At 67.8% G+C, this 25,657-nt stretch carries 22 protein-coding genes and 1 pseudogene; 13 read left to right on the top strand and 10 right to left on the bottom strand.

The features are described from left to right. Positions 1-73: 73 nt before the first annotated feature. A complete protein-coding gene (locus DA075_RS37565) occupies positions 74-475 on the bottom strand; it encodes a hypothetical protein (protein WP_236012889.1) in 402 nt (133 codons plus the stop codon). Positions 476-586: 111 nt separating this feature from the next. Continuing rightward, positions 587-763, bottom strand: coding sequence for a hypothetical protein (locus DA075_RS36650; RefSeq protein ID WP_164712386.1), 177 nt, complete (start codon positions 761-763; stop codon positions 587-589). Between the two features lie 858 nt (positions 764-1,621). On the opposite strand from DA075_RS36650, the gene DA075_RS18370 reads away from it, so the two are divergent. The 5 genes and pseudogenes from DA075_RS18370 (at position 1,622) to DA075_RS18350 (ending at position 6,742) form a co-directional block, all read left to right on the top strand. Continuing rightward, positions 1,622-2,671: a GGDEF domain-containing protein gene (locus tag DA075_RS18370; protein ID WP_099954441.1), complete on the top strand. Its 1,050-nt coding sequence runs from the start codon at positions 1,622-1,624 to the stop codon at positions 2,669-2,671. A 558-nt stretch (positions 2,672-3,229) separates the two neighbouring features. Next, entirely contained in the window at positions 3,230-4,024 is a 795-nt protein-coding gene (locus tag DA075_RS18365) for a DUF418 domain-containing protein (RefSeq protein ID WP_123834340.1), read from the top strand. Positions 4,025-4,071: 47 nt separating this feature from the next. Further along, a protein-coding gene (locus tag DA075_RS18360; RefSeq protein ID WP_099952440.1) for an IS5 family transposase occupies positions 4,072-4,838 on the top strand; the annotation gives its coding sequence in 2 pieces (ribosomal slippage) (positions 4,072-4,387 and positions 4,387-4,838; 768 coding nt in all). An 18-nt stretch (positions 4,839-4,856) separates the two neighbouring features. Continuing rightward, positions 4,857-5,198 (top strand): annotated as a pseudogene (locus tag DA075_RS18355) (DUF418 domain-containing protein); the annotation flags it as partial. Between the two features lie 182 nt (positions 5,199-5,380). Beyond that, the gene (locus DA075_RS18350) at positions 5,381-6,742 is read left to right on the top strand and encodes an MFS transporter (RefSeq protein ID WP_413231129.1); all 1,362 of its coding nucleotides are present in this window, start codon (positions 5,381-5,383) and stop codon (positions 6,740-6,742) included. Between the two features lie 394 nt (positions 6,743-7,136). On the opposite strand, the gene DA075_RS18345 is transcribed toward DA075_RS18350, so the two are convergent. Next, on the bottom strand, positions 7,137-7,544 hold the full coding sequence (locus DA075_RS18345) for a hypothetical protein (RefSeq protein WP_099954437.1): 408 nt from the start codon (positions 7,542-7,544) through the stop codon (positions 7,137-7,139). 730 nt (positions 7,545-8,274) lie between these two features. On the opposite strand from DA075_RS18345, the gene DA075_RS18340 reads away from it, so the two are divergent. Continuing rightward, a complete protein-coding gene (locus DA075_RS18340) occupies positions 8,275-9,036 on the top strand; it encodes a Crp/Fnr family transcriptional regulator (protein WP_099954436.1) in 762 nt (253 codons plus the stop codon). A 51-nt stretch (positions 9,037-9,087) separates the two neighbouring features. Here the strand turns inward: DA075_RS18340 and DA075_RS18335 are convergent, their stop codons facing one another. The 5 genes from DA075_RS18335 to DA075_RS18320 are packed head-to-tail and all read right to left on the bottom strand — an operon-like array spanning position 9,088 to position 12,599. Continuing rightward, complete coding sequence (locus DA075_RS18335) at positions 9,088-9,732, bottom strand: class I SAM-dependent DNA methyltransferase (RefSeq protein ID WP_099956664.1); 645 nt, start codon at positions 9,730-9,732, stop codon at positions 9,088-9,090. Next, complete coding sequence (locus tag DA075_RS18330) at positions 9,729-10,868, bottom strand: acyl-CoA dehydrogenase family protein (RefSeq protein ID WP_099954435.1); 1,140 nt, start codon at positions 10,866-10,868, stop codon at positions 9,729-9,731. The genes DA075_RS18335 and DA075_RS18330 overlap by 4 nt, the downstream gene beginning before the upstream one ends. 14 nt (positions 10,869-10,882) lie before the next feature. Then, positions 10,883-11,041, bottom strand: a complete 159-nt coding sequence (locus tag DA075_RS38555; RefSeq protein WP_413231126.1) for a hypothetical protein — start codon at positions 11,039-11,041, stop codon at positions 10,883-10,885. Positions 11,042-11,071: 30 nt separating this feature from the next. Then, positions 11,072-11,374 carry a DNA polymerase ligase N-terminal domain-containing protein gene (locus DA075_RS38550; RefSeq protein ID WP_420813057.1) on the bottom strand — a complete coding sequence of 101 codons (303 nt, stop codon included), beginning with the start codon at positions 11,372-11,374 and terminating at the stop codon, positions 11,072-11,074. 10 nt (positions 11,375-11,384) lie between these two features. Beyond that, on the bottom strand, positions 11,385-12,599 hold the full coding sequence (locus DA075_RS18320; RefSeq protein ID WP_244936186.1) for a glycosyltransferase family 2 protein: 1,215 nt from the start codon (positions 12,597-12,599) through the stop codon (positions 11,385-11,387). A 133-nt stretch (positions 12,600-12,732) separates the two neighbouring features. Here DA075_RS18320 and DA075_RS18315 point away from each other — a divergent pair, with 133 nt between their 5' ends. The 3 genes from DA075_RS18315 to DA075_RS18305 all read left to right on the top strand — a co-directional run bounded on the left by DA075_RS18315 (position 12,733) and on the right by DA075_RS18305 (position 16,134). Continuing rightward, the gene (locus DA075_RS18315) at positions 12,733-13,929 is read left to right on the top strand and encodes an MFS transporter (RefSeq protein ID WP_164712384.1); all 1,197 of its coding nucleotides are present in this window, start codon (positions 12,733-12,735) and stop codon (positions 13,927-13,929) included. Positions 13,930-13,947: 18 nt separating this feature from the next. Further along, a complete protein-coding gene (locus DA075_RS18310) occupies positions 13,948-15,135 on the top strand; it encodes an MFS transporter (RefSeq protein ID WP_099954433.1) in 1,188 nt (395 codons plus the stop codon). 84 nt (positions 15,136-15,219) lie between these two features. After that, positions 15,220-16,134, top strand: coding sequence for a manganese catalase family protein (locus DA075_RS18305; protein ID WP_099954432.1), 915 nt, complete (start codon positions 15,220-15,222; stop codon positions 16,132-16,134). A 117-nt stretch (positions 16,135-16,251) separates the two neighbouring features. Here DA075_RS18305 and DA075_RS18300 read toward each other — a convergent pair whose 3' ends face one another. Then, positions 16,252-18,306 carry a PAS domain-containing hybrid sensor histidine kinase/response regulator gene (locus DA075_RS18300; protein ID WP_099954431.1) on the bottom strand — a complete coding sequence of 685 codons (2,055 nt, stop codon included), beginning with the start codon at positions 18,304-18,306 and terminating at the stop codon, positions 16,252-16,254. Then, positions 18,303-19,823: an ATPase domain-containing protein gene (locus tag DA075_RS18295; protein ID WP_099954430.1), complete on the bottom strand. Its 1,521-nt coding sequence runs from the start codon at positions 19,821-19,823 to the stop codon at positions 18,303-18,305. The genes DA075_RS18300 and DA075_RS18295 overlap by 4 nt, the downstream gene beginning before the upstream one ends. 349 nt (positions 19,824-20,172) lie before the next feature. On the opposite strand from DA075_RS18295, the gene DA075_RS18290 reads away from it, so the two are divergent. From DA075_RS18290 to DA075_RS18275, 4 genes are all read left to right on the top strand, one after another. Then, positions 20,173-20,685, top strand: a complete 513-nt coding sequence (locus tag DA075_RS18290) for a DUF892 family protein (RefSeq protein WP_099954429.1) — start codon at positions 20,173-20,175, stop codon at positions 20,683-20,685. Between the two features lie 388 nt (positions 20,686-21,073). Beyond that, on the top strand, positions 21,074-23,461 hold the full coding sequence (locus DA075_RS18285) for an EAL domain-containing protein (protein WP_099954428.1): 2,388 nt from the start codon (positions 21,074-21,076) through the stop codon (positions 23,459-23,461). 72 nt (positions 23,462-23,533) lie between these two features. Next, a complete protein-coding gene (locus DA075_RS18280; protein ID WP_099956662.1) occupies positions 23,534-23,905 on the top strand; it encodes a hypothetical protein in 372 nt (123 codons plus the stop codon). After that, positions 23,905-25,650, top strand: a complete 1,746-nt coding sequence (locus tag DA075_RS18275) for a methyl-accepting chemotaxis protein (protein WP_099954427.1) — start codon at positions 23,905-23,907, stop codon at positions 25,648-25,650. The genes DA075_RS18280 and DA075_RS18275 overlap by 1 nt, the downstream gene beginning before the upstream one ends. Positions 25,651-25,657 lie beyond the last annotated feature (7 nt).

Raw genomic sequence — 25,657 nt, 5'->3', positions numbered from 1 at the left:
GTCAACCTCCGGGAGATCCCCTTCCCCCCTCTGCGGTGTCGATGGATGGCACGGCGGGTGCTGAGGTCGCGTCCTAGCCCCCTGCCCCATCCGGATCATCGGACAGGGCGGCGAGGCGCGTAGGGCTTGTGGCCCAGCCCGGCTCGGCGGCGATGCGGCGGCGGCTACGCAGGATGGCGTGAGCGCGGGTGAGCTCTTGCGAGTGGGCGTGCCGGTCGCGGTCGGCGTCGTGAAGGACGAGATCCTCGAAGAGGATGAGGTCGCCTTGCAGGGCGAGGCTGGCGCAGGCGTCGGCGAAATCGGTGCGGGCGCACCAGCCGTTGCGAATGGGGCTGGTGGCAAGGTGTTGGTCGAGGCGGGCCAGCGCGTCTTCGGCGACGGCCAGCGGCAGGGCAACAGCGGCCCAAGGGAGCGGCTCAGGCAGGGGATAACGCCTTGCGCTTGTTGTACTGGTCCGTTGTCTCGGGAGCGACAAGACCTTTCGATTCGCGCACCGGTATCACCGCACGAACGACCATCTGACTATTGATAGCTCTCTCTTATCGATGGTGATGAACGCACGGACAGAAATCGGTTCCAATGCGGCTCAGACCCTCTCAGTGCCCGCGTCGTCTGCCATGCCCGACCCACCCCCGCCCTCCTCCCGGATCCGACCCTCGCCCGCGAGCGCGACTTGGATGCGCTGGCAGGCCTCCTGCCGTTCGACGCCCGCGAGCGGCTGGCCGTCCTCCTCACCGACGAGGACGCCGCTACCCTCAAGCACCTCGCCCGCTCCGGCATGCCAACCCGCAGATGCTGGCCGGCCGGACCAACCGGCATCCCGGAAGCCCGCCCAGGCCAGGGAGCGCGTCGTAGTCCGCCAGTGCTCCATCCGCGGGTTCAATGACGAGGCGTGCGTGACGGATGGCGGTGCCCGGCTACGACCGCGCCATAGGGAAGGGCGGCCCGGGACGGGGCCTCAGAGGGCGGGGTATCCGGTTTGGGGCCGGACGACCGGCTCGTGTCAAGCCCACTCCTAGCGGCGGAGCCCGAGCAGCCCGCTCGTCAGGATCATGGCCGCTAGGACCAGGGGCGCGAGGATCTTAGTGCGGGTGTCGATAGATGTCCTCCTCACGCTCAGCTGGGTGGCCAGCCCTGCCGCGCATGAAAACCTTTGTGCCTGACGTTATCTACCTTAAATTGTATGTGTTGCTTGAGGAGGCGAGTATGATCGAATTTTCGCGCACCCAACTTTTCAGCTTGATCTGGGTTGACCCAACTAGCTGGTTTTGTAATATTCTGTTTAGAGCATCTACCCAGATAAGGAGCAGTTCATGCGGCTAGGTAAGAGCGATCAAGCCATCTGAAAGGCGTGGAGCGCTCAGCGAGACACTGCGCCTTCACCAGTAATCGCGCGCGGATCGTTTCACGATTGATTTTAACTTCGGCTTTTTCACTGCTCTCCACCGCACTTCGGGCTACAAAAGCTACGCCGAAATCGGCTGATCCGGCATGATCGTGCAGACCTCAGCCAACATAGCCGATTGAAGCTATGCGTTACACCTCTAGATGCGGTTAGTCCGCTTGGTACGCCGCATTTCCCACCTGCAAATAGAGTCCTTCTTGTCTGGGTTGTCACCCCATGCTGCCCAACTCCACCTCGTCATCTTCGCCAACGACTGTTATAAACACCATCAATGGGCTGGAAGACTTAGCTGCTTCGACATTGAAGACAATTCGGACCCACGGTCTACCCGCAACCCCGCACATCTTCCAACGCCTCTTCCGGCACTTCAGCGCGCCGCAAGCCGATCTTCCGCTGAGCGAGCTGTTGGCTCTCCTAGCGGCACAAGACGCGACGGCCGCCGGTGCGCTTGCAGCCGATGCGGAGGTAGTACAGGAGGGAGCACTCGCCCTGCGGGACGAGGCCGGCCGGCTTGTCACAGCACTGGCCGGCACGGAGGCCGTCCTCGCGCGCTACGGAGCCGTACTCGACGGCTGTGCTAGCACGCTCGGCCCGAAGAACTCGGAGGGCTTACTGGTGCAATCTGTCGCCCTGTTGGCACAGGAGACTGCACGGATGAGCGCCCAGAACAATTTACTAGTGGGTGAGCTGCGCGCGTCGACTGCACGAGTGGGCCAGTTGCGGCAGAGCTTGGCAGTTGTCCGGCAAGAAGCGTCGGTGGATGGGCTGACTGGCATCGCCAACCGCCGAGCATTCGATGCACGGCTGCGACGCCAGTTGGGGCAGGCGAAGAGGAACGAGGCAGCACCGTTCTGCCTGGTTCTGCTGGATGTCGACCACTTCAAGCGCTTCAACGACACGCACGGACACCGCACGGGTGACCGCGTGCTGCGCCTAGTTGCACAGATGCTCACTGCAAACGTGAAGGGCAAAGACTTCGTAGCACGCTACGGAGGGGAGGAGTTTGCGATTCTGCTGGGAGACGTTGACGAAGAAACAGCGGCGGCGATCGCGCGCCAGATCTGCTCTCGCTTAGCTGCGAAGAAGATCGTGAAGCGTGAGACGGGGGAGGAGATTGGGGCGATCACCTTGTCGGCTGGGGTATCTCTGGTTCGATTAAACGATACGCAGGGTAGTTTGGTCGAGCGCGCAGATCAAGCCCTCTACGAAGCGAAGCACGAGGGCCGAAACCGAGTTTACGTGGCCCGCTACCATTCTGAATTATAGTTTTTTAATGTAAATCTGAGATCGACAAACATTTTATTCACTTGCTAATAAAAACCCGGCCTTAATGAAATGTCAGGAACTGCTTATATTGTATATTAAGCAAGAAATTGCATAATTTTTATTTTGATTAAGTCGATTTATACTTTTCGTGAATTATCCCTAGGCTTGTTTTTACACGCCATGTTTACTCAAATGCGCACGAGGACTGTAGAGGCTCCGGCGAAATTTGAAAGTCCGATATTGGGCGAGGAGCGTCTCTTCGGACGAGCCTGATCAGAGGTCCGCAACTGGCGCGAAGCCGTACAAGCGGTATGCGAATATCTGGATCACACGCGGACCTTCAAACCTCCGCCACCGAAGGGCATCGTAGGGTGGCTAGCAGCCATTGGCGCCATCGTGTACAGCGGCGGTTGAAATGACCTGCTTGCGCGGGAAATGCCTGTGCCGGTTACGTAATCCATGACTAAAGCTGGCCGCGAACTATCTCATCAATCGCCTACAGCTCCTCAGGCGAGAGTTGGCTCACTCGACGCGCTTCGAGGCTTGGCTCTATTCGGCGTGCTCGCCGTAAACTTAGAAACCGAATTCCGCGTCTCAATCTTTCAACAATTCGTATCCGGTCCACCAGAGCGGGCTGTCGACCGCTGGATTGACGCTATTTTGCTGACCTTCGTCGACATGAAAGCCTTCGCACTGTTCTCGCTGCTGTTCGGTATCGGCTTGGCGATCCAGTTCGAGCGCTTGGTGTCCACGCCACGAAGGGCGGCGCTCCTGGTGCGTCGCCTCCTCGTCCTCCTCGGCCTCGGGCTGATCCATCTCGTCCTGATCTGGAACGGTGACATCCTGACGGAGTACGCCGTCGCCGGCCTGATCGTGCTGCCGTTCCTGTTCGGGCGGGCTTGGCTGCCGGCCCTCGGATGCGCCCTGTTCCTGGGGCTCTACCTAGTCCAACCATTCCTGCCGCCGCTGGTTACGTTTCCAAGCCGGACTTGGCTGCTGCATTACGTAGCTGCCGCCGACCGGGTCTATTCCACCGGCGGCTTCCTGGAAATTCTGAGGTTTCGGGTCGAGGAAACCGCCGGGATCCTGCCCTTGCACGCCTTCGTTCTGCCCCGCACCCTGGGGCTGTTCCTGCTCGGAGTAGTCGCTTGGCGGAGCGGCCTTGTTCAGCGGGCCGGGAACCGTCAGCGTACGCTGGGATCAGCTGCCTTTCTCGCGACGGGCGCCGGGACAGCGCTGACGCTCGCCACGGCGACGCGGAACTACTCCGGTTGGCCCTCGCTCGGATGGGTACAGACCGTCGCCGCGCCGGTCGGCACAATCCTGCTCGCTCTAGGGCCTGTTGTCGCTTGAACTCTCTGCGAGGATGAGCGTTTCCCCGCTTTGAGCGAGGAGACACGATGCTGACGGACGCTCAGTGGGCCGAACTGGAACCGCTGGTGGAAGCCTGCCGGCCCAAAGGCAAGACGCCGCCCCAAGAGCTGCGCCGCACGATCTCAGCCATCCTCTGGCGGCATCACAACGGCGCCTCTTGGAGGGCCATTCCAGCCGAGTTGGGTCCCTGGTGGCAGGCCGCCCAGATCTTCATCCGCTGGGCGCGCGCCGGCGTCTGGGAGCGGCTGCTCGACCTCGTGCAGAGCCGCGGCGTCGCGCTGGGCATGGTGTTTCTCGACGGCACGAACATTCGAGCCCACCAGAAGGCGGCGGGCGCGGCCAAAAGGGGGGATCTGGAGCCGAGCGAGACCATCGTGAAGCTCTTGGCCGCTCGCGTGGCGGCTATGGCACCAAGGCCTGCGTGATCGCCGATGGACGGGGCCGCCCCGTCGGTTTCCGCCTCGCGCCCGGTCAGGCGCATGAACTGCCCCACGCCCTTCCGCTGCTCGATCAACTGCCCGGGGTGCCGAAGTGGGTGGTGGCCGACCGTGGCTTCTCCAGCCACGGCTTTCGCGAGGCGATCTGGACCGCCGGGGCCCGGCCCGCGATCCCGACCAAGAGCAACGAGGCCCCGCTCGCCTGTCCTGACTGGATCTACACCAATCGCAACATCGTCGAGCGACTGTGGGCGCGCCTCAAGGAATGGCGGGCCGTTGCCACACGCTACGAGAAGACTGCCGTCAGCTTCATGGGCGTCCTCTGCCTCGCCGCTACGCTCCTCTGGATCAAGTGACGACAGGCCCTAGGCTACGCCATCGCCGTTCTCGCGACTGGGAGCACCCTGTCAGGGCGACGCCGGCTCGCCTGGGCGGAGCCGGTCGGGCGCATGGCTTTCACCAACTATGTCGTGCAGTCGCTCGTGCTCGGCCTCATCTTCTACGGCTACGGGCTCGGGCTATTGGGCAAGCTTAGCCTTGCAGAAGGGTTTGGGCTCGTGCTGGCCGTCTATTTTACCCAGGTCTACGGGAGTCACCTGTGGTTACGTCGCTATCGGTTCGGTCCGCTTGAGTGGCTATGGCGAACGCTCATGTACGGCCAAGTACCATCCGGTTCACTTCGGTCACGGGATTGCGCCATTTCGAATGATTGTTGAGAGTGGATTGCAGACTATCAACCGTTAACCTCAGTTGAGCCTCTTGCTCCTCTGTGAATCTGGTCGAATAGCTCTCGCCAGTCCGCTGTTGCCCTACGCTTGGATAGCCGTCTAAGCGTTCATCAGAACGTCGAGGGTCGGACACGGCCCTTAATGATGGGAGAAACGCTATGACCCAAGGCATTGGAAGCGCGGGGACCGTGGACATCCGCGCGCTGATCGACGAGGGCCGCTTCTCGGGGCTACAGCGAATCACTTTCGCTCTATGTTTCGCCATCGTCTTGCTCGATGGTTTCGACACCGCCGCGATCGGCTACATCGCACCTTCGCTGATCACCGAGTGGGGGGGGGTGACCCGACCCGCGCTTGCACCGGTGCTCAGCGCCGCCCTGTTCGGCCTCGCCTTTGGTGCCCTGTCGGCAGGCCCGTTAGCCGACAGATTCGGGCGCAAGGCAGTGCTCGTCGCCTCGGTAGTCGAGCTTAGCCTCGCTTGCCTTGTTTCGGCGTTCACGGGCGACCTGACGCAACTCGTGATCCTGCGCTTCCTCACCGGGCTCGGCCTAGGCGCTGCAATGCCCAACGCCGTGACCCTGACCAGCGAGTACTGCCCCGCGTCCCGTCGCGCTTTCTTGACCAACATGATGTTCTCAGGGTTTCCCCTCGGGGCGGCGTTCGGCGGGTTCTTGGCTGCCTGGATGATCCCGCTGTTCGGCTGGCGCAGCGTGCTGGTGTTCGGCGGGGTCGTGCCCCTCGTACTTGCCTTGACGCTCGTAGTCGCCTTGCCGGAGTCACTGCGCTACCTCGTCGCGAAAGGTGCACCGGCTGAGCGCATTCGAAAGATCGTCCGGCACCTAGCGCCCGAGGCTGCGGGGGCTGCAGTCTTCACTCTTGGTGAGCCGCAGGCCGCGCCCGGCGCGGTTCAAGAGAAAAGCGGGCTGGCTTTGGTGCTGTCGCCAGCCTACCGGGTTGGGTCGGTGATGCTGTGGGTCACCTACTTCTGCGGCCTCGTGATCTTCTACGCGCTGATTAACTGGATGCCGATACTCTTCCGCGACGCAGGTGTGGACCCGCGCAACGCAGCGCTCGCTGCCGCCCTGTTCCCGCTAGGAGGCGTTGGTGCGATCGTGCTTGGCCTGCTGATGGACCGCTTCAATCCCAACGTCATGGTAGCGGCAGGCTTCCTTGCCACGGCAGCGGCTGTGGCCCTGATCGGGCAAGCCGGTGGGCATCTCGGGCTTCTGATGGTCACGGTGTTCGTAGCGGGCACGCTGATGAACACCGCGCAATCCTCACTGCCAGCCCTGGCAGCCGGGTTCTACCCAACACAGGGGCGCGCGACCGGCGTTTCCTGGATGCTTGGCCTTGGCCGGTTCGGCGGCATCGCCGGTTCCTTTATGGTAGCGCAACTCGCAGGCCTGAGTTTGCCGACGATCTTCTCCGTGGTGGCCATTCCGGCTCTGGTCGCAGCGGCGGCTCTGGTAGTGAAATTCGTTGCACACCCACATACCGCCCAGCCAGCCGTTACGTTGGAACCAGTCCATTAGGTCGATCCTGCTAGCATGGGGTCACTTACGATCTCACAGCATTTGTGATAGCGAACGGCCCTGCACTTCAGCAGGACCGTTCTCCTATGGTAATGTTACGTTAAGTTCTAGAGTTCTGAGATGCCCGTCTTCGCGGGTTATCTACGACGGGTCGAGGGCAGTGATTTAGCACCAACAAACCCCACATCGGTTCGTGGCGCGCAGCTAAACAGGCGGAATGCGACCATTTACACCTTGCAGATCTTTGAGCCTGCTAGCTAAGACATCTACATCTGTAAAAATAACTAGACATTTGCACGGTCAATTTATCACCAAATTAGGGCATATTAGCGACATACTGCGAGATGATCGGGTTTGTTGAACGCATTACGGTGAGATGACCGCGCAACGGACGCTACTGAGTCGGTATGGCCGGGTCGTCCAAGACATCGAGTATGGATGGCTCGCCACTGAGCATGGTCAGGCTTCCGTCATGCGTCGAACGGAGCCTCTCGACCCCCACCTCGTGCTTCACCAGCAGCTCGGTCACGATGGGGCCGTGAAGCCGCTGGGCTTCCGCGAGTCCCTCTCGGGATAGCGCGTAGAGAGCGTTCGTGCCGGTGTTCGGCAGCCCCTCTACCAAGCCGACCATACGCAGGTCGTCCATCGCCGCGTGCGAGAAGGACTTGCGGTATTCCTCCGCCGTGGACTGTGCCATGAGGTACGCCTCGCCTTCGTGGATATTGACCTTCCAGGGCATCAGGTAGAAGGCATCGGGGTAGATGCTGGCCCGGTCAACGACTGCCTTGAGGGCGTAGCTCACGTGCAATCCCTTCAGGATGCGAGCCGAAGTCGTTCGCCTGGTTGCCTCCTTCGATGCCTCCAAGCCAGCGGGCGCGGGGCCATGCTTCCAGGCTAGGGACGAATGACGAAAGCGACCTCCTGAACCGAGGCGCCGTCTCGCGGGTCATGGCAGTGCCACGTTGACAGGGTCCCAGAACGACCACTCGGATGACCCGCTGCGCCTTGCGGCGCCCGCCATATTTCGGGTCCGTGCCCGACGCGGGTACGTCCTCCGGCAGCAGGAACGTCGGGTATCTCCAAGAACTTGTGAAACCGCCGTCGCGTTGTCGCATTCCTTGGACCGACAGGAAGCAGGTCCCGGGCGCAGGTGTTCCTCGTGATCCGAAGCTTGGCAAGTTCCCCGAGTTGCCGTGTGTGGGAACGGACGGATGGGTCGACGTTCTGGTGACGATGCCGTCTGGGACGATGCATCGTAGAGTCGGCTTCGAGTCACATGCGGAAGCAAAGGCTGGCATCGACGAGTTAAGGGGGGTCGTGGCTGCCCTTTGGCCTCTCCCTGCATGTCGGGCAGACACCCTCGCCCGCGTCGCACAGCTCGACCAAGTAGGCGCGCACGTTCCCATTGGGTTGAACACGGACCCGGAGAGGTCCGCGCCCCTTCTCGTCTGACCGGGGGGCATGCGCCGATGCCGAAAACCCCAAACGCGCTAGCTTCGCCGCGAGACGAACGCACCACGTGGCCCACTCCGATGCCCGACGACCATCCCTTGCTGCGCAAGCTCGACGCGCTGTCACCATTATCCGATGAGGACCGACGCTTCCTGGCACAGGTCGTCGCCCACCCCATGGCGGTCCCGGCCCGAACGGACCTGATCCGTGAGGGCGACCGGCCGCATGGCGTCTTCGTCATTGTCGAAGGCATCGCCTGCCGATACAAGATCCTCCCCGACGGGGGCCGCCAGGTGCTCGCCTTCCTCGTTCCAGGCGACTTCAGCGACCTGGACGTCGACCTGCTCGAAGTGATGGACCATGCCGTCGGCACCCTCACGCCATGCCGCATGGTTCACGTCCCGGCCCGGACCGTACGCGACCTGCTCGACGCCCATCTTGGCATCGCCCGGGCCATGCGCCTCGCAGCCCTCGGCGAGGCGGCCACGTCGCGGCAGTGGCTCGTGAACCTCGGGCGCCGTTCCTGCGAGCAGCGCCTCGCGCACGTCCTTTGCGAGATGCTGGTACGGCTCCGGTCCGTAGGACTGGCATCGGAAACGGGGTACCACTTTCCCTTGACCCAGGTCGACCTCGCCGACGCGACCGGCATGACGCCCGTCCACGTGAACAGGTCGTTCAAAGCCTTGCGGGAACGCTCGCTTATCGAGGGCTGGGGCCGCAGCATCGTCATCCGGGACGTGGCGGCCCTGGAGGGGGTGGCGGCCTTCGACCGGGCCTACCTGCACCGGACCGGATCGACGGGGTCGTGCAGCCGCAGCGCCCCTGCCGGACTTCGAGCATGATGGCGAGCGGCATACGTCGACACCAGCGAGGAAACGCGCCCGCTCCCCGGCCTAAAGGCCAGGGTTTCCAAGTGAACCCGAAGAGCCCGCCGGTCGGCATGACGGCCGTCCGTCGTCACGCACCAGCACGTCGAGCCGGTACTTGTCGGTCCTGACTTGGTCATGGACGCGCAGGAACGCGGCCGTGTTGGCGATGAAGCGTGCCGCGGCCTCGTCGCCGGTCAACGGGTAGTGCGTCTCGCCCGTCCAGTGCACCAGTACGACGTCGCCGCCCGGCCGCAAGCAGCTCCGCACCCGCTCGGCCAGGCGCTGCACGTCCGGCTCGTCGAGGTAGTAGACGACCTCGGACAGCAGGATCAGGTCGAAGGTGCCTTCCGGCCACTGCCCGGGCACCTGGGCACGCTCAAAGCGGACGTGGGGCAGATCTTTGCACCGTTCCCGGGCCTGGATGAGCGCCAGTTCGGTCAGGTCGAGGCTGACGAGGGGGTCGCAGCGCCGGGCCAGCAACTCGGTCAACACCCCGATGGAGGAGCCGACCTCCAGGGCCGAAGCGTACCGGGCCCTCGACAGGGCATCGAGCGTGGCCCCGTATTTCACCCGCTCGTAGTCGCTCGTGGCAAAGCGCCAAGGGTCCGGGTCGCGGCCGTAGCGTTCGTCGAAGTAGCTCGGCGGGAGCGAGGTCTCGTATCGGCTCACCGCCCGTCCCCCGTCCACAACCCCCAGGCCTGCCCGCCCGCCTTCAGGATTTCCTCCGCCGCAGTGGTAAGCGCCCGGTCCGGCGCGGGCTGGCGCAGGTAGGTGGCGAGGTCGCGCGAGAGCCGCTCAAGCGGATGCTCGCGCAGGAAGCCCTGCAGGCCGACGGAACGCTGCGCGAGCCGCAGCACGTCCAGACCGGCCCGCTCGACGGCGAGCCGCGCAAGGTTGACGAAGGCGACGATGCGCTCGGGAGGGAGGGCGTCGTCGAAGACGGTTCGGGCCGCGCGCTCGACCCAGGACCGCGCGCCCTCCAGCGCGATGGCGCCCTCGCCGAGGCGGGCGAGCTGGTGCGGGTCGCCGCCGCGACCGGTTCCGGCAAGGTGGCTCCGCCAAGCGTCGAATACCGCCTCGATGCCCCCGAGCTGCACCGCCGCGAAGCGCCACGCCCCGCCCGAGAAGACCGGCTGGCGATGGTAGTCGTCCCACCCGCCCAGGATCTCGTCCCCGGTGACTGCGATGCCCTCGAAGTCGACGGTGCCAGTCGCGGACGCCCGCATGCCGTGGGCGCGCCAGCCGCCGAGGTCGGCGCGGCAGCCGGGCTCCAGCCGCACGACCAGCATCAGCGGCGACGAACCCGGCTCGCGCTTGACCGTGACGAGGGCGCGGGTGACGAAGCCTGCACCGGAGGCGAAGGTCTTCACGCCATGAAGGCGGCGGTCATCCCCCAGCTTAAGGCAATCGCCTGGCGGATCGGTGTTCCAGACGCCGAACAAGTGTCCGGCACGAGCCTCCGCGAACAGGCGCGCCCGCTGCGCGGGCGTGCCGTAGCGGGCAATGAGCTGCAAGGCGTTGACGTGGCCCTCGTAGATGCGCCCGAGCGCGAGGCTGCCGTAACCGACGAGGCGAAGGACCTCGGCGAGCTTCGTGGCGCCCGGCTCCTCGCCGAGCCCGGCGCCACCTTCGTCGAACGGTATCAGGGCGGTGAGCAAACCGAGGCGGGCGAGGTCGGCGACGTCCTCGGCCGGAAAGCCGTCGTCGCGGTCCTGTTCTCCCGCGCGAGCCGAGGCGGCGACGGCCACCTGTCGGGCGGCCGCAACGGCATCGTATGCCAGGTCGAGCGGGGTTCTCTGGTCCATGCACCTCCCTCCCGTCAGGCCGCCGCGGCGGCGATGTCCTCGACCGTGCGGCCGGTCACGACCGAGAGCGGTTTCTCTTCCAGGATGTCCGCCTCGCCAGTCCGACGCGCGGCGGCGTCATGGGACTTGATGAGCAGCCAGGAGACATGCCGCTCATGGGGCCGCGGTCTCATGCGCGTCAGGCGCCACCGGCCGGACAGCTTCTACCCGTGAAGGATAAAGGCGAGCGACCCCGACGCGAGCGCCGTGGCTGGGTCGCCGTCCGGCTCCCAGGTGCCCCGGTCCCACAGCAGCACGACGCCGGCACCGTAGCTGCCCGGCGCGATCACACCCTCGTAGTCGGCGTAGTCCAGGCCATGGTCCTCGACGGCAACCGCGAGACGACGCTCTCCCGCCACGAGGCTCGGGCCGCGCGTCACCGCCCAGCTCTTTAGGACGTCGCCGAGTTGCAGCCGGAAGTCGTAGTGCAGACGGCGCGCGGCATGCTTCTGCACGCGGTAGAGCAAGGCACCGCCCTCAGGCATCGCCGGTCGTCTCCAAGGACGTTCCATCCAGGCCTGCCGCCGCAGGTCTGCCTCCCGTGGCGCGGGTCCACTGGCCGAGGCGTCTTGCACCGCGCATCAGGAGGACGACCGCGTTCGCCAAGCGCGTATGCCCCGGAAGCTCACGTGGACGAAGCGGGTGATAGTCGAGCCAAGGGCTCGCTGCCTCGACGGCTGCAAGGATAGCTCCGTGGGTCTGCAGTCTGGCGATGGCCCTTGCATCGCCGACCCGGACACCGAGCCATGGTGCCCAGAGCCCGGTGCGGGCGAGCCGCCCGGATGTGTGGAGCCGCCGTAGCCGTCGGCGCCAGAAGAACCGGAACAAGGCCCGCGAGAGCGGCTCCAGGCGCAGGTCGCAGGGGCTCTCGGGCACCTCGCAGCGCAGCTTCATCGTGTCGGCGGCCCCGCCAGGCGCGCGCCCGTCGAGCCGCCCCGAGGTGATGACGACGATGTCCGGCTCGTGACGGACGAGGGCATCGCTCGTCAGGAGCGAGGAGACGAAGGCGCGGTCCTCGCCGACCGCCAGCGGCGGCATGCCACCGGCCTTCCGGTAGGCCGCGAGCCGCACCGCGAGTGTCGCGCCCGACGTCGTCCAGTGCCGCGGCCAGGGGTCGTGCGGGAGCGGGTCGATGAACGCCTCCAGCTCGACGAGCAGCGCCTCGTAGGCACCCTCCAGCCGTCCCCGGGCGTGCAGGGCCGCCGGCAGACGCGCCGCGTCATTCTCGTCGAGGGCGATTCGCCCCGCGACCGCATCCACTCCCCGAGCGATGGGGCCGATGTTGCCCGCCACCCAGTCCGGTGGCACCCGGCTGTCGGCGTCGGTGGTGAGGATCACGCCGTCTTCGGCACCCTCTTCCTCAAGCCAAGCGGCCGCCGCCTCCATCGCCTCGCGGCGGGCCCAACCCGCGTTGGCACCGGCGAACACGCGCTCGATCACCCGGACGACGAGGCGCCGTGGCCGCGGGAGGGCTGCGACCACGTGTGCGGTGCCGTCCGTGCAGTTGTTGAGGAACAGCACCACGCCGATTTCGCTTGCCCCGAGACTCTCCTGAACGTCGAGCGCACGCAGGCACTCCCCGATGCGTTCGGCCTCGTTCCGGACAGGGATGGCAACCACCGCCCGCAAGGGCTTGGACAGTGCCGCCTCACCGCCGAGGTCTGAAGAGGACGGGTCGATCTCGGACGGCACGGCAATCTCCGGTCGGTCGCATCGCAACCGTCGGCGACCAGAATTTCACATAGGGCAACGTCGCGCCCCGGCCGTGGGCTGCGACACTTCCTTCGCAAGCTGAGGTCGGAGAACGAGCACGATGCAGCCGGCCATGAGCCTCCTTGCCCTGAACTTCGCCCTCGCCGGTGCCCGCGAGGGCTTCGGTCCCTTCCTGGGCGTGTACCTGCAGCAGCGCGGCTTCGACCCGGCCGCGACGGGCTTCGCCATGGGTCTGGCCGGACTGGCTGGCCTCCTTGCCACGACACCGGTGGGGGCGCTGATCGACCGCACGGCGTACAAGCGCGCCGCGCTGGCCATGGCCGTCCTGGGCATCGCGGCGGGAGCAGTCGCCCTAGTCTCGACGGACAGCCTGTGGCTGATCGGCCTGTCGCAACTCGTCATCGGCGTCGCCGACACCAGCATCGCCCCGCTGGTCGCTGCCGTCACGCTCGGGATCGTCGGGCGGGAGGCCTACGGTGCTCAGGTGTCGCGCAACGAAGCGCTCAACCACGCCGGCAACGCCGCTAACGCCGCCTTGTCCGGCGTGCTCGGCTACGCGCTCGGGCTCGGCTACGTCTCGATCGCCATCGTGGTCATGGCGGTCGCCTCCTGCGGCGTCCTGCTCGGCATCGACAAGGGCAGCATCGACCATGGTACTGCCCGCGGCGGCGAGCAGGACGAGCGCTCGACCGCTAGCGTGCTGTTCGGGACCAAACCGCTCCTGGTCCTAGCCGGTACCGTGTTCGCCTACCAGACCGCGAACGGTGCCATGCTGCCGTTCCTGGCACAAGCGCGCACGGCCGGGGGCGCCGACCCGAGCCTGACAACCGGCGTCATGACTGTGGTCTCGCAGGCCACGATGGTCGGGGCTGCCCTGCTCGCCGCCCGTGTCGCCCGTGGCCGCGGGCACGCCGGCGTGCTCTCCATCGCGCTCGGACTGGTCGTGATCCGCGGCATCCTCGCGGCCTTCGCGACGTCGTGGTGGCTGGTCGTTCCAGTCCAGGTTCTCGAAGGCTTGGCGATGGGTATGGGCGGGGTTGCCATCCCGGCGCTCGTTGCCAAGATCATGGACGGCACCGGCCACGCCACCGCCGGGCTCTCAGGCGTCATGACCGCCTACGGCGCGGGCGCGACCGTAAGCCCTTTGCTGGCAGGCCTCGTTGCGCAGTATCTCGGCTTCGCGGCCTCGTTCGTCGCCCTGGCCGCAGTCGCCGCCGGCGGCCTCGTGGTGTGGATGTTCGGCCGTCGAGCTCTGGGCATGCACGGTTCGACAAGTCAGACTGACGGGGTGTCCGCCGAGCCGGCGTGACGGCCGGAGGCGGGCGGCATGGATGCGCGGACAGGAGCGCGGCAGTCTTGGACCGCCGTGCTGACGAGCTCCTTCCCCGCCTTCGTCCTGCTCCAGGGCGCGCTTTATGCCGCATACGGCACCGAGTCCCCCTTTCTCCCGAGCTTCCTCGGCGAGCGCGGCCTGAGCCCGAGCGAGATCGGCCTCGTGCTCGCGGCCGGTACGCTGATGCGCCTCGCGGCGGGACCGGTGGCCGGGCACCTCGCCGACCGACACGACGCGACCCGGGCCGTGCTCGGCGTCGCGGCCGCCGCGTCCGGGCTGATCGCCTTCGCCTACCTCGCCGGGTACGGCTTCTGGCCGCTCCTGGCCGTGAGCGTGCTGCACGCCGGCGCCATAGCGGCCCTGGCGCCGCTCGCCGACGCGCTCGCGCTCGCCGCCGCAAAGAGGGAGGGCACCTTCTCCTACGGCTGGGTCCGGGGCGCCGGCTCGACGGCCTTCGTGCTCGGGACGCTGGTCTCGGGGCTGCTCGTTGCTCATGCAGGCTTGGCGAGCATCATCGTGTCGAGCGGCCTCCTGTTCCTCGTCATGGCGGTGGCGACGGCGCGCGTCCCTCCTGCCCCGGCGCGGGAGGGACGGCCGAGCCTTGGCCTGGGCGGCATCCGTGAGATCCTATCTCTCGGGACGTTCCGGCGGATGGTCCTTGTCGCAGCCCTCGTCATCGGCAGCCACGCCCTGAACGACGGCTTCGCGGTGATCCGCTGGCGCGAGGCCGGCATTGGCCCGGGCGCGATCAGCCTGCTCTGGTCGGAGGCGGTCGCGTCGGAGGTGCTCGTCTTCGTCCTCGCCGGCCCCTGGCTGCTGACGCGCTTAGGGACGGCCAAGGCTGCGATGCTGGCGGCCGGTCTCGGCGTGGTGCGCTGGTCGGTCATGGCGACGACGGCCTCGGTGCCGGTGCTAGCCGCCATCCAGTTGTTGCATGGGCTGACCTTCGCGCTCCTGCACCTCGCCGCCATGCACCTCATCGTGAAGGTCGTGCCGGACCGTCTCTCGGCCACGGCGCAGACCTTGTACGGCACCCTCGGCCTCGGGGCGGCCTCCGCCATCCTGACCGCAGCGGGCGGCGTCCTGTACGGCGCGTTCGGCGCCGGTTCGTTCTGGGTCATGGCCGGACTGTGCATCGGGGCCCTGCCGCTTGCGGCCGGCCTGCGCCCGAACCAGCCATGAGCCCGAACGTGGGCGGCGCCCTGTCGATCCCAGCCCGCGCTCTATCTCCCGAAGCGCGCAACACCGCGTTGGGAGACGCCCGACATGTTCATGAAGCTCGACCGCCTGCAAGCGGAACTGCCGCAGCCGAAGAAGCCCGATTCCAACGCGGCCGCTGCCCTGCAGGAGCTGCTCGGCGGCAAGTACGGCGAGATGTCGACGCTCGGGAACTACATGTTCCAGAGCTTCAACTTCCGCAACAAGTCCAAGCTGCGTCCCTTCTACAGCCTGGTGTCGAGCATCTTCGCCGAGGAGCTCGGGCACGTGGAGTTGGTCTCGACCGGCATCGCGATGCTTAACAACGGCCCGGGCGACGACACGGAGGAGGTCGACGTCTCGAAGGCGCCTTTCCACGACATGCAGGACATTCGGTTGGCCGGCAGCTTCCTCAGCAACGGCGGCGGCGCGATGCCGATGAACTCGAACGCCGCGTCGTGGAACATGGATATGGTCACAACGACCGGGAACATCATCATCGACCTGCTGCACAACTTCCATCTCGAATGCGGTGCCCGCCTGCACAAGCTACGCGTTTATGAGACCCTGAAGGACCCGACAGGTCGCGAGGTCTGCGGCTACCTCTTGGTGCGCGGCTCGGTTCATGCCCACGCTTACGCGCTGGCGCTCAAGAAACTCACCGGCGTCGAGATCGAGAAGATGCTGCCAACTCCGAACATCGTGCTCGACCGCATCCCCGAATGCCAGAAGTACCTGCAGGAGGGCTCGCACCGCCGGCTCTACCGGTTCAGCCCCGACGACTACAAGGAAGCGGCCGGGGTCTGGTCGAACGACGAGGTGGCGCTGCCGGGCGATCCGCCGGGCAACCTGGAGGTCGTCGATGGCCTGCCCGAGGGCGGCAAGATCCCCGAGCTCGACGGCAATTACGGCGCCTTCGCGCCGAACTACGCGCCGGAGGAGATCTTCGAGATCGCGAGCAAGCTCTACAAGAAGAGCCGCTAAGCCGGCTGGAGGTCGGCATCGCCGAGGCCCCACGACATGCGTCCCGCCGCATCACCGCGGCGGGACGCGCTTCCGGGTTCTCCTTACGGATCTCCGGGCCCGTGCGTCATGGCGACCTCAGCCTGATTGGCCGCCGAGCACGAGCCGTAGGGAGCGGGCGAGCTCGTCACGGCGATAAGGTTTGGTGAGGACCGGAAGCTCTCCTTTGCCGATGACCTGTCCCTCGTCGAGGTTCGCCACGTAGCCCGAGGTGAGCAGGACCTTGATCCCGGGGCGGAGCCGCTGCGCCTCGACCGCGAGCTGCGACCCGTTCATGCCGCCGGGCATCACCACGTCCGAGAACAGGATGTCGATGCGCTCGACGCCCGTGAGGTGCTCCAGCGCCTCGGCGGCGTTGCGCGCGACGACGACCCGGTATCGCAGCTCCTCCAGGCTCTCCGTCGCCATGGCGAGCACCTGCTCGTCATCCTCTACGAGAAGCACCGTCTCACCCTCGCCGGCGCGGCGCAGGGGGATGGAAGCGGCCGGTCCCGTTCCGACCTCCTCGCCGGCCGGATCGCTCGAGCGCGGGAAGTACAGGCTCACCGTCGTGCCCCTGCCGAGCTCGGAATCGATGCGCGCGAAACCGCCGGCGCTGCGCGTGAACCCGTAGACTTGGCTCAACCCGAGCCCGGTGCCCTTGCCGACCTCCTTGGTGGTGAAGAAGGGCTCGAACACGCGCTGGAGCTTGTCGGGCGGGATGCCCGAACCGGTGTCGGTCACCGAGACGACCACGTACGGGCCGGGCGGCACTCCCCGGTCGGCGACGGCGCGGGTCCCCAGGTGCACGTTGCGGCTCGACACGGCGATGCGGGCGTGGCCCTCGCCGCCCTCCATCGCGTCGCGCGCGTTCACGACCAAGTTCAGCACCGCAGCCTCGAACTGTGCCGGGTCGATGCGGATCGGGTCGAGCGCCGGGTCCAGGTCGAAGGCGAGCTCGACGGCCGCGCCGGCCGCCCGCTCGGCCAGGGGCTTGAAGTCCAGGAGCAGCCGGTTCGGGTTGAGCGTCTGGGGCCGCAGCATCTGCCGCCGCGAGAAGGCGAGGAGCTGCTGCGTGAGCTGCTCGCCGCGTCGCGCCGCGCCCATCGCCGCCTCGGCCAGGCGCTTGACCCGGTCGACCTGCTCGGGCCGGCGCAGCATCATGTCGAGCCCGCCGACGATGACGGTCAGCAGGTTGTTGAAATCGTGGGCGACGCCCCCGGTCAACTGCCCGATGGCTTCCATCTTCTGGGCCTGGCGCAGCGCCTCCTCGGTCAGGCGCTGCTCGGTGCGGTCCATCAGGATGCCGGCGATGCGCGCGGGCGTGCCCGCGGCATCGTACTTGATCCGCCCTTGGAGGGAGATCCACCGCACCCGTCCGTCAGCCCGACGGATGCGGCATTCCAGGTCGAGCGCGCCGGTCTCCAAGGCCGTCGTGAATGCCTGCTCCGCGATGCCGCGGTCCTCCTCCACGACATGGTCGAGAAGCACTTGCCGGTTCCAGCTCGGTCCATCGCCCTCGTAGCCGAACACTGCGTCGTAGCGCGGCGAGCGACGCGAGGCGCCCGTTGCATAATCCAGGTCCCACGAGGCCATGCCGGCCGCGTCGAGGGCGAAAGCCAGCGTCTCGTGGGCGGCCTCCACTTCCTGGGTGCGCTCGGCGACGCGCCACTCAAGGTCCTCGTTCGCGAGCCGGAGTTGCTCCTGGGCCCGCTCGCGCTCCAGGAGGTGCTCGCGGGCTTGGTACTGGCGCCGACGCGCCCGCAGGGCTGAGGCCACGGCGCTGGCGAGCGTCTCGGCGTTCACCGGCCGCTCCAGCAGCACCACGTTGCCGAGCCGGGCCAGCAGGCGCGAAGCACGCTCCGACCGGCGCCCGACTTGGCGCGTCGCCAGCACGATAAACGGGAAGTCCGACCAGGGCGGCTGCCCGTCGAGCCAAGCGAACAAGCCTTCTGGCACGTCATTGCCGAGCGCCTCCTCGATGACCAGCGCCGCGCCGGCGCCGGCCGCGAGACCGTCCAGCAGCGCCGCCATGTCCGGGCACGCCTCGGCGTGGATACCGGAAGCCGAGAGCACCTGTCCCGTCACCGAGGCATCGCGTCCGCGCGGCGCCAGGATGAGGACGCGCCCCTCGCCCGCGCCCGGCACGCTCATGCCTCGCCGCCCGCGGGCGCGGGTCCCGACAGCATCGCCACCCTGCCCCGGTAGGCCGGCAACCCGGAGAGCACGCCCTCGAAGTCGTCGAGCGCCTCGCCGACCTGCAGCCCTCCCTCCGACAACCTCAGCTCCCTGATGGTACGCTCGTGCGCGTTGACGCGGCTCTTCACGACGGAGAGCGCCGTGCGGATCTCGCCCTTCGCCTCGAAGAACCTGAAGAGCAAGATGCTATCGCTAAGGTAACTCAGGTCGACGTCGCTTCGGACCTCGCCAACGAGGCCGTGCTGCCCGAGGACCAGGAGCGTGGTGACGCCCCACTGGTTGAGGTAGCTCAGCAACTCATGCATCTGCAGGATGAGGAACTCCTCGCCCGGCATCGCGTGCAGGTAGGCGTTCAGGCTGTCGATGACCGCGAAGGTGGAGCCTCGCTCCTCCACGGCCTTCCTCGCCATGCCCGCGAACTCGCCCGGCGAGACCTCGGCGGGGTCGATCTGCGTGATGGTCAGCCGCCCGGCCTCGACGTGAGGCCTCAGGTCCATGCCCAGGATGGCCGCCCGGGTCATCAATGTCGCGAGTCCCTCGTCGAACAGGTAGTAGGTCGCGGTCTCGCCGCGCTCCAGTGCCGCCACCATGCAGCGGATGGCCGTCGTGGTCTTGCCCACGCCGGAGGGCCCGAGCAGCAGCGTGTTGGTCCCGGGCACGAGCCCGCCCCCCAGCAGCAGGTCGAGCTCGGCCGATCCGGTGGACTTGCCCCGCGGGTCGAACTCCGCGTGGTGCTCGGCCGCGATGAGGCGCGGGAACACCCGGATGCCGCCGGTCTCCAAGGCGAAGTCGTGGTAGCCGCCGCGGAACTTGATGCCTCGCGCCTTGACGATGCGCAGGCGCCGACGCTCCGAACCGAACTCGCGCGGCGCCTGCTCCAGGGAGATCACGCCGTGCGCGATGCTGTGGAGCTGCACGTCGCCCGTCTCCGAGGTGCGGTCGTCCAGCATCAGCACCGTGCAGGAGCGCTTCGCGAAGAACCGCTTCAGGGTCAGGATCTGGCGCCGGTAGCGCAGCGGATTCTGGGCCAGCAGGCGCAGCTCGGAGAGGCTGTCGAACACGACGCGGTCGGGTTTCGTCCGGTCGACCAGCGCGATGACCTCCTTCACCGTCTCGCCGAGCTCAATCTCGGACGGATGCAGGATCGACTGCTCGCTGTCCGGGTCGAGGCCGTCCTCGTCGACGAGCTCGTGGACGTCGATGCCGTCGAGGGTCCAGCCATGTGTCGCCGCCGAGGCGCGGAGCTCCTCCGTGGTCTCGGACAGCGTGACGTAGAGGGTGCGCTCGCCCAGCGCCACGCCCTCGCGCAGGAATTGCAGCGCCAGCGTGGTCTTGCCGGTGCCGGGCGTGCCCTCCAGCAGGTAGAGCCGGCTCGGGGTCAGGCCGCCGCAGAGGACGTCGTCCAGGCCGGGCACCCCGGTCGAGATGCGGGGCTCCCTCTCGGGGAGCGTGCTGGGCGTCGCGTCGGTCATCGGCTCGATCGGTCTCCGCGGCGGGGCCGGCCCGCCAAGCCGGCACGGTAGCGGTCGGCCTAGCCCTTGTCAGCGTTCGCGGCGCCGCAGCAACGTGGGGATTCCCGGAGACGTAACGGGTCACGGGGGACACACTTTGTTACGGGTCGCCCGCGAAGTCGACCTCCCGTGCACCGGAACGGGGAAGCCCCAAGGCGTCGCCGGTCATCCCCGGATGGCGGGAAGAAGGGCGGCAAGCGCAAGTGGATGCCTGCGGTTCCGGGCGCTTCCGCCGCAGGATGCCCCAGGAACGGAGCAGACCGACCCACGTTGGCCGCCGAACCCGACCCTACCGAGGAGCCACGACGGCATGAGCGGCACTGACATCGGCACGATCTACGCGGGCGCTCTGCGCAACACCCGCGCCCTGGAGAGGCAGGGACTGGAGCAGATGGAGCGGCAGCTATCCGGCCTGGAACGCTACCCCGAATACGCCGCCGTCCTGCGCCGCCATGTCGAGGTCACCAAGGGGCAGATCGACCGGCTCGACAAGGCGCTCGAAGCCGTCGGCGAGAGCCCGTCGTCACTGAAGGAAACGGTGACCAGCGTGGCCGGCAGCATCGGCGCGGCGGTGCACGCCGTCGCGCAGGACGAAACCCTGAAGAACCTCTACGCGGGCTACGCCTACCAGTACGACCAGGTCGCCGCCTACCGCTCGCTCGCCGTCATCGCGGAGCGGGCCGGCCAATCCGACAAGGCCGTGGGCTTCCGCACCGCGGTCGAGGAGGAGACGAAGGGCGCCGAGGACATCGCGGCGCTGATCGAGCCGGTCACCAGGACCTACCTCGACCTGACGCTCAGCGGCTTGAAGGCCGATAGCTGAACGTTCAGCACCAGGGACTAATGCCCGGGGTGCATTCCGTTGACGGCATAACCGCACCTGCCTAACCTATCGCCCAGACCGCTGGTTATTGGGCGTGCGCAGAGCCAGCGCCGCCGGCCTTGGGCCGGTCCCTGCGGAAGCAGGGGTGGAGTGACACATCCACGAGTTTCGCCCCGAGACCGCCTTCGGGAGGTCGGATCGGCCCTGAAAGGGGCCGTTTTCCGTTTGCGACTTCGGTTCTCCCGAAGAGGCGAGGCCTATGCATCGCCAAGGGCGTCGGCCCTCGGGTCGCGTTCTTCCTGTGGATCCCGGTGTCGGTTGCACACCATTAAATCAGCCTAAACCGCCATGGCCCATGATCAGGATTCGAAGCTTCCCAGGGCCACCCATGCTTGCCGTCGTCGGTTGCCTCGTAGAGGCCCATGATTTTCGGTTCGTCGCACTCGCGGCCGCCATCTGCGCCCTGTCCGCCTTGACGACGGTCTGCCTCGTCAGCCACGCCCGCCGGGCGGAGGGCTGGGCGCAAGGCGGCTGGCTCGCCGTCGCGGCGACGGCCGGCGGCTCGGGCATCTGGGCGACCCACTTCATCGCCATGCTGGCCTTCGCCCCCGGCGTGCCGAGCGGCTACGACGTCGCGCTCACCGGCCTCTCGCTGGGCATTGCCATCCTCCTGGCCGGCTCCGGCCTGTCGCTCGCCGTCCTCGTCGGCGGTCGCGCGGCAGCATGGGCCGGAGGCGCGACACTCGGACTCGGAATCGCGGCGATGCACTACACGGGCATGGCCGCCTACTATGTCGCCGGCCACAAGGCGTGGGACCCGGCCATCGTCGGCGCCTCGCTCGCGCTCGGCGGCATCCTCGGCGGCGCGGCGCTGGCGGCCCAGCTCGGAGTCCGCGGCCTTGCCCGGCAGTCGCCGGCGGCCCTCCTGCTGCTGCTGGCCATCTGCAGCCACCACTTCACCGCCATGAGCGCCGTCACGGTCACGCCCGACCCGACGCTCGCCGTGTCGGCGTCCGCCGTCCCGAACGCGTGGCTCGCCGTGGCCGTGGCGCTCGCGAGCTTCGCCATCCTGCTGATCGCCGGCGCCGCGCTCGCCCTCGACGTGCGCGACCGCCGGCATTCGAAGCTGGAGGCGGAGCGCCTGCACAGCCTCGCCAACGCCGCCGTCGAAGGGCTCGTCGTCTGTACCGGCGACACGGTGGTGAGCGCCAACCGCAGCTTCGCCAAGCTCGTCGGCCTGCCGCAGGCGGCCCTCGCGGGGACGACCCTGTCGGCGTACCTGCCGGGCGACGCGGCCCGGCTCGCCGTGGCCGGCCAGCCCGAGCGCCCGGTCGAGGCCGAGATCCGGCAGGCCGACGGCACGCTCGTGCCGGTCGAGGTCATCATGCAGCCCGTCGAGCACGCCGGCCGGCCGCACTACGCGGTGGCCGTGCGCGACCTCCGCGCCCGGCGCCAGGCCGAGAGCCAGATCCAGTTCCTCGCCCACCACGACGCGCTCACGGGACTGGCCAACCGCGCCAGCTTCGGCAAGCGGCTCGACCAGGAGATGCGCGCCGCGGACGCCGGCGGCCGCAAGCTCGCCGTCCTCTGCCTCGACCTCGACCGCTTCAAGGAGGTCAATGACCTGTTCGGCCATGCGGCCGGCGACGCCATGCTGGAGAGCGTCGCCCGTATCGTCTCGGCCGTCCTCGATGACGCTCAGATGGTGGCCAGGCTCGGCGGCGACGAGTTCGCGGTGCTGATGCCCTGCGGCGGCCCCTCCGAGGCCGGGCGCCTCGCCGAGCGCATCCTGGAGGCGCTGCGCTCCGGCAGGCCGGATGCCGGCGGCCCGCAGATCGCGACCAGCATCGGCATCGCCCTCTACCCCGACGACGCGCAGGAGCGGGCCGCGCTCCTCAGCTACGCCGACACGGCCCTCTACCGCGCCAAGTCGGAGGGCCGCGGCACCTACCGCTTCTTCGAGGCGAGGATGGGCGTCGAGGTGCGCGAGCGCCGCTTCTTGGAGCACGACCTGCGCCACGCCGTGGCCCGCGGCGAGATGCACCTCGTCTACCAGCCCCAGACCGACGTGGGCTCGGGCGCCGTCATCGGCTTCGAGGCGTTGCTGCGCTGGAAGCACCCGGAGCGCGGCTTCGTCTCGCCGGCCGTGTTCATCCCCATCGCCGAGGAGAGCAACGCCATCCTGCAGATCGGCGAGTGGGTGCTGCGCGAGGCTTGCCGCGAGGCCGCGACCTGGCCACAGCCCCTGTCCATTGCCGTCAACGTCTCGGCGGTGCAGATCCACAGCCCCCACTTCGTCGGCCTCGTGCACGAGGTGCTGCTCAAGACCGGGCTGGCGGCGCACAGGCTTGAGGTCGAGGTCACCGAGACGGCGCTGATCAGCGACCCGAACCGGGCGCTGCTCACCCTGCGCCAGTTGAAGTCGCTGGGGCTGCGCATCGCCATGGACGACTTCGGCACGGGCTACTCATCGCTCTCGAACCTGCGCTCGTTCCCGTTCGACAAGATCAAGATCGACGGCTCGTTCGTGCGTTCGGTCGACAGCAACGAGCAGACCGCGGCCATCGTGCGCTCGGTGCTCGGCCTCGGGCGCGGCCTCGGGCTTCCCGTCCTGGCGGAAGGCGTCGAGACCGAGGCCGAGCTCGGCTTCCTCGCCGCCGAGCAGTGTCACGCCGCGCAGGGTTACCTGATGGGCCGCCCGTCGCCCATCGGGCAGTTCTCGCAGCACACGCATGGCACGGTTCCAGTCACCGACGAGGACCGGAAACGCGCCTGAGCACGTCGGAAAGGGGGCAAGCGTCAACCTCGCCCGCCTAAGGATGTCGGGTCGGATTGGATGGAGGCGGGCATGAGGGTGCGGACGGCACGAAACCCATCACCGGCCGTCCCGTCGCTCCGTGCCGCCGCTCTGACCTGCGCCCTGGTCGCCGGCTGTGGGCTCGTCCCGGCCGCCCTCGCGCTCGCGCCACGCCCCGGCGAGCCCGTCGCAGTCATCACCCTCTTCCCCGACGCCCCCGTCCCCAAGGCCGTCGCCGCCTCGGGCGCGCCCATCCTGTGGCTTTCCACCGGAGGGCACGTCGCGATGCTCGACGCCTCGGGGCGTGACGCCGCCGCCGACCTGCGCCGTGCCGGCGCCCTCCTCGTCCTCGCCGCCGGACCCCTAGGCGCCTGCCTTCCTGGCTACCGGCCCTCCCCGCCCCTCACCGGACCATCGCCGTGATGACCGACAGCAGCAGCCTCGACCGCCTCCGCCTCGCCTTCCTGCCGGTCATGACCGGCGCGCTCGGAGCCCTCGCGACCCTTGTCACGGCGCTCGCCTGGTGGCGGGACGTCATGCCGGTGCCTGTGACGGCGCTCGCGCTCCTCTTGCCGGGAGCGGCCCTCGTGGCTGCCCGGCGGCATCGGGCGGCAGCCATCACCCGCCATCTCTCGTCAGCCGCCCTGATGATGCTGGTCGGCCTGCTGGTGCTCGTCTCCTCCGGCACGCACCTGCAGATCGACGTCCACATGGTGTTCTTCGCCGCCCTCGCGGTCGCCGCCGGATGGTGCTGCTGGTCCTCGATCCTGGTGGCGGCCGGCGTCGTCGCCGTCCACCACCTCGCGCTCAACGTGCTCTACCCGGCCGCCGTGTTCCCCAACGGCGCCGAGTACCTGCGCGTCGTCCTTCACGCCTTGGTCCTCGTAACGGAAGCCGCCGCCCTGGTGCTGGCCGCCCGCCAACTCGCCAAGGCCCTCTCCTCGGCCGAGGAAGCGACCCGTCATGCCGCCGACAGCGTGCTGGCGCAGCGCCGTGCCGAGGCCGCCGCCGGCCAGGACCGCAACCTGGAGGTCCACCGCCAGCGGCGCCTCGGCGAGGTCGTCGCCGAGTTCCGCGACGCGCTGGTCGAGATCGAGCACAAGGTCGAACGCGAGACGAGCGGCATGCGCGAGACCGCGCTCTCCCTCAACGGGGTCGCCGAGCAGTCGAGCGTACAGGCTGCCAACGCGGAGACCACGGCGTCGGCAACCGCGCGGAACGTGCTCTCGGTGTCGGCGGGCGCCGAGGAGCTCAGCGCCTCCATCTCCGACATTGCCGGTCAGACCGAGCGGGCCCGCGAGTTCATCGCGCACATGACGGAGATCGCGCGGACCACGAACGAGGAAGTCGAGCAGCTCGCGGTCGTGGCCGACCGCATCGGCGCGGTCACGGGCCTGATCAAGTCGGTGGCCGACCAGACGAACCTCCTGGCGCTGAACGCCACCATCGAGGCGGCGCGGGCCGGTGCGGCCGGCAGGGGCTTCGCGGTCGTAGCCTCGGAGGTGAAGGCGCTGGCGGGCCAGACCATGAAGGCCGCTGACGAGATCGTGTCCCAGGTCGATGCCATCCAGGCCTCGACGCGCCGCACCGTCGGTTCCGTCCACGCGATGGCCTCGGCCACGCAGGAGGTGAACGCCCTGACGACGTCCATCGCCGCGTCGGTAGATCAGCAGCGGGCGGCGACCCAGGAGATCTCCCGCACGGTGGCACAGGTCGCCCAGGGCAGTTCCGAGGCGCACGCCGGCGCCGTCTCGGTCTCGCGGGCCACCCGGGAGACGCAGCGCCACGCCGACAGCGCCCTATCCGCGTCCGAGTCCCTCAAGGCGGTCGCCGCCGACCTCGCCTGCTCCGTGAGCCAATTCGTCCAGCGGGTCACGACCGACCTGGAGGAGCGCCGCGGCGCCGTGCGCATCGCCGTCGCCGAAGCGGGCTTCCTGCACTCGCGGGGCCGCCGCTACCCGGTGCGCCTCGTCGAGGTCTCGTCCCACGGTGCCCGCGTCACCGACGTGCCACCGCTCGCCTCAGGCGAGGCGGTCGAGTTCGAGACGGCGGACGGTGGGCGCATGCCGGCGGCAGTCGCCTGGTCCGAGGGTGGCGCGGCGGGTCTCGAAATTCAGTCCGGCCTGCGGCACCCGGCGTTGAATGGTAGGCTTGGCTTGGCAGCCTGAAGGAGGG

Source organism: Methylobacterium currus (genome assembly GCF_003058325.1).
In the GTDB taxonomy this organism is placed as follows: domain Bacteria; phylum Pseudomonadota; class Alphaproteobacteria; order Rhizobiales; family Beijerinckiaceae; genus Methylobacterium; species Methylobacterium currus.
Note: the sequence above shows the minus strand (reverse complement) of the source record. Positions and strands in the feature narration are given on the sequence as shown.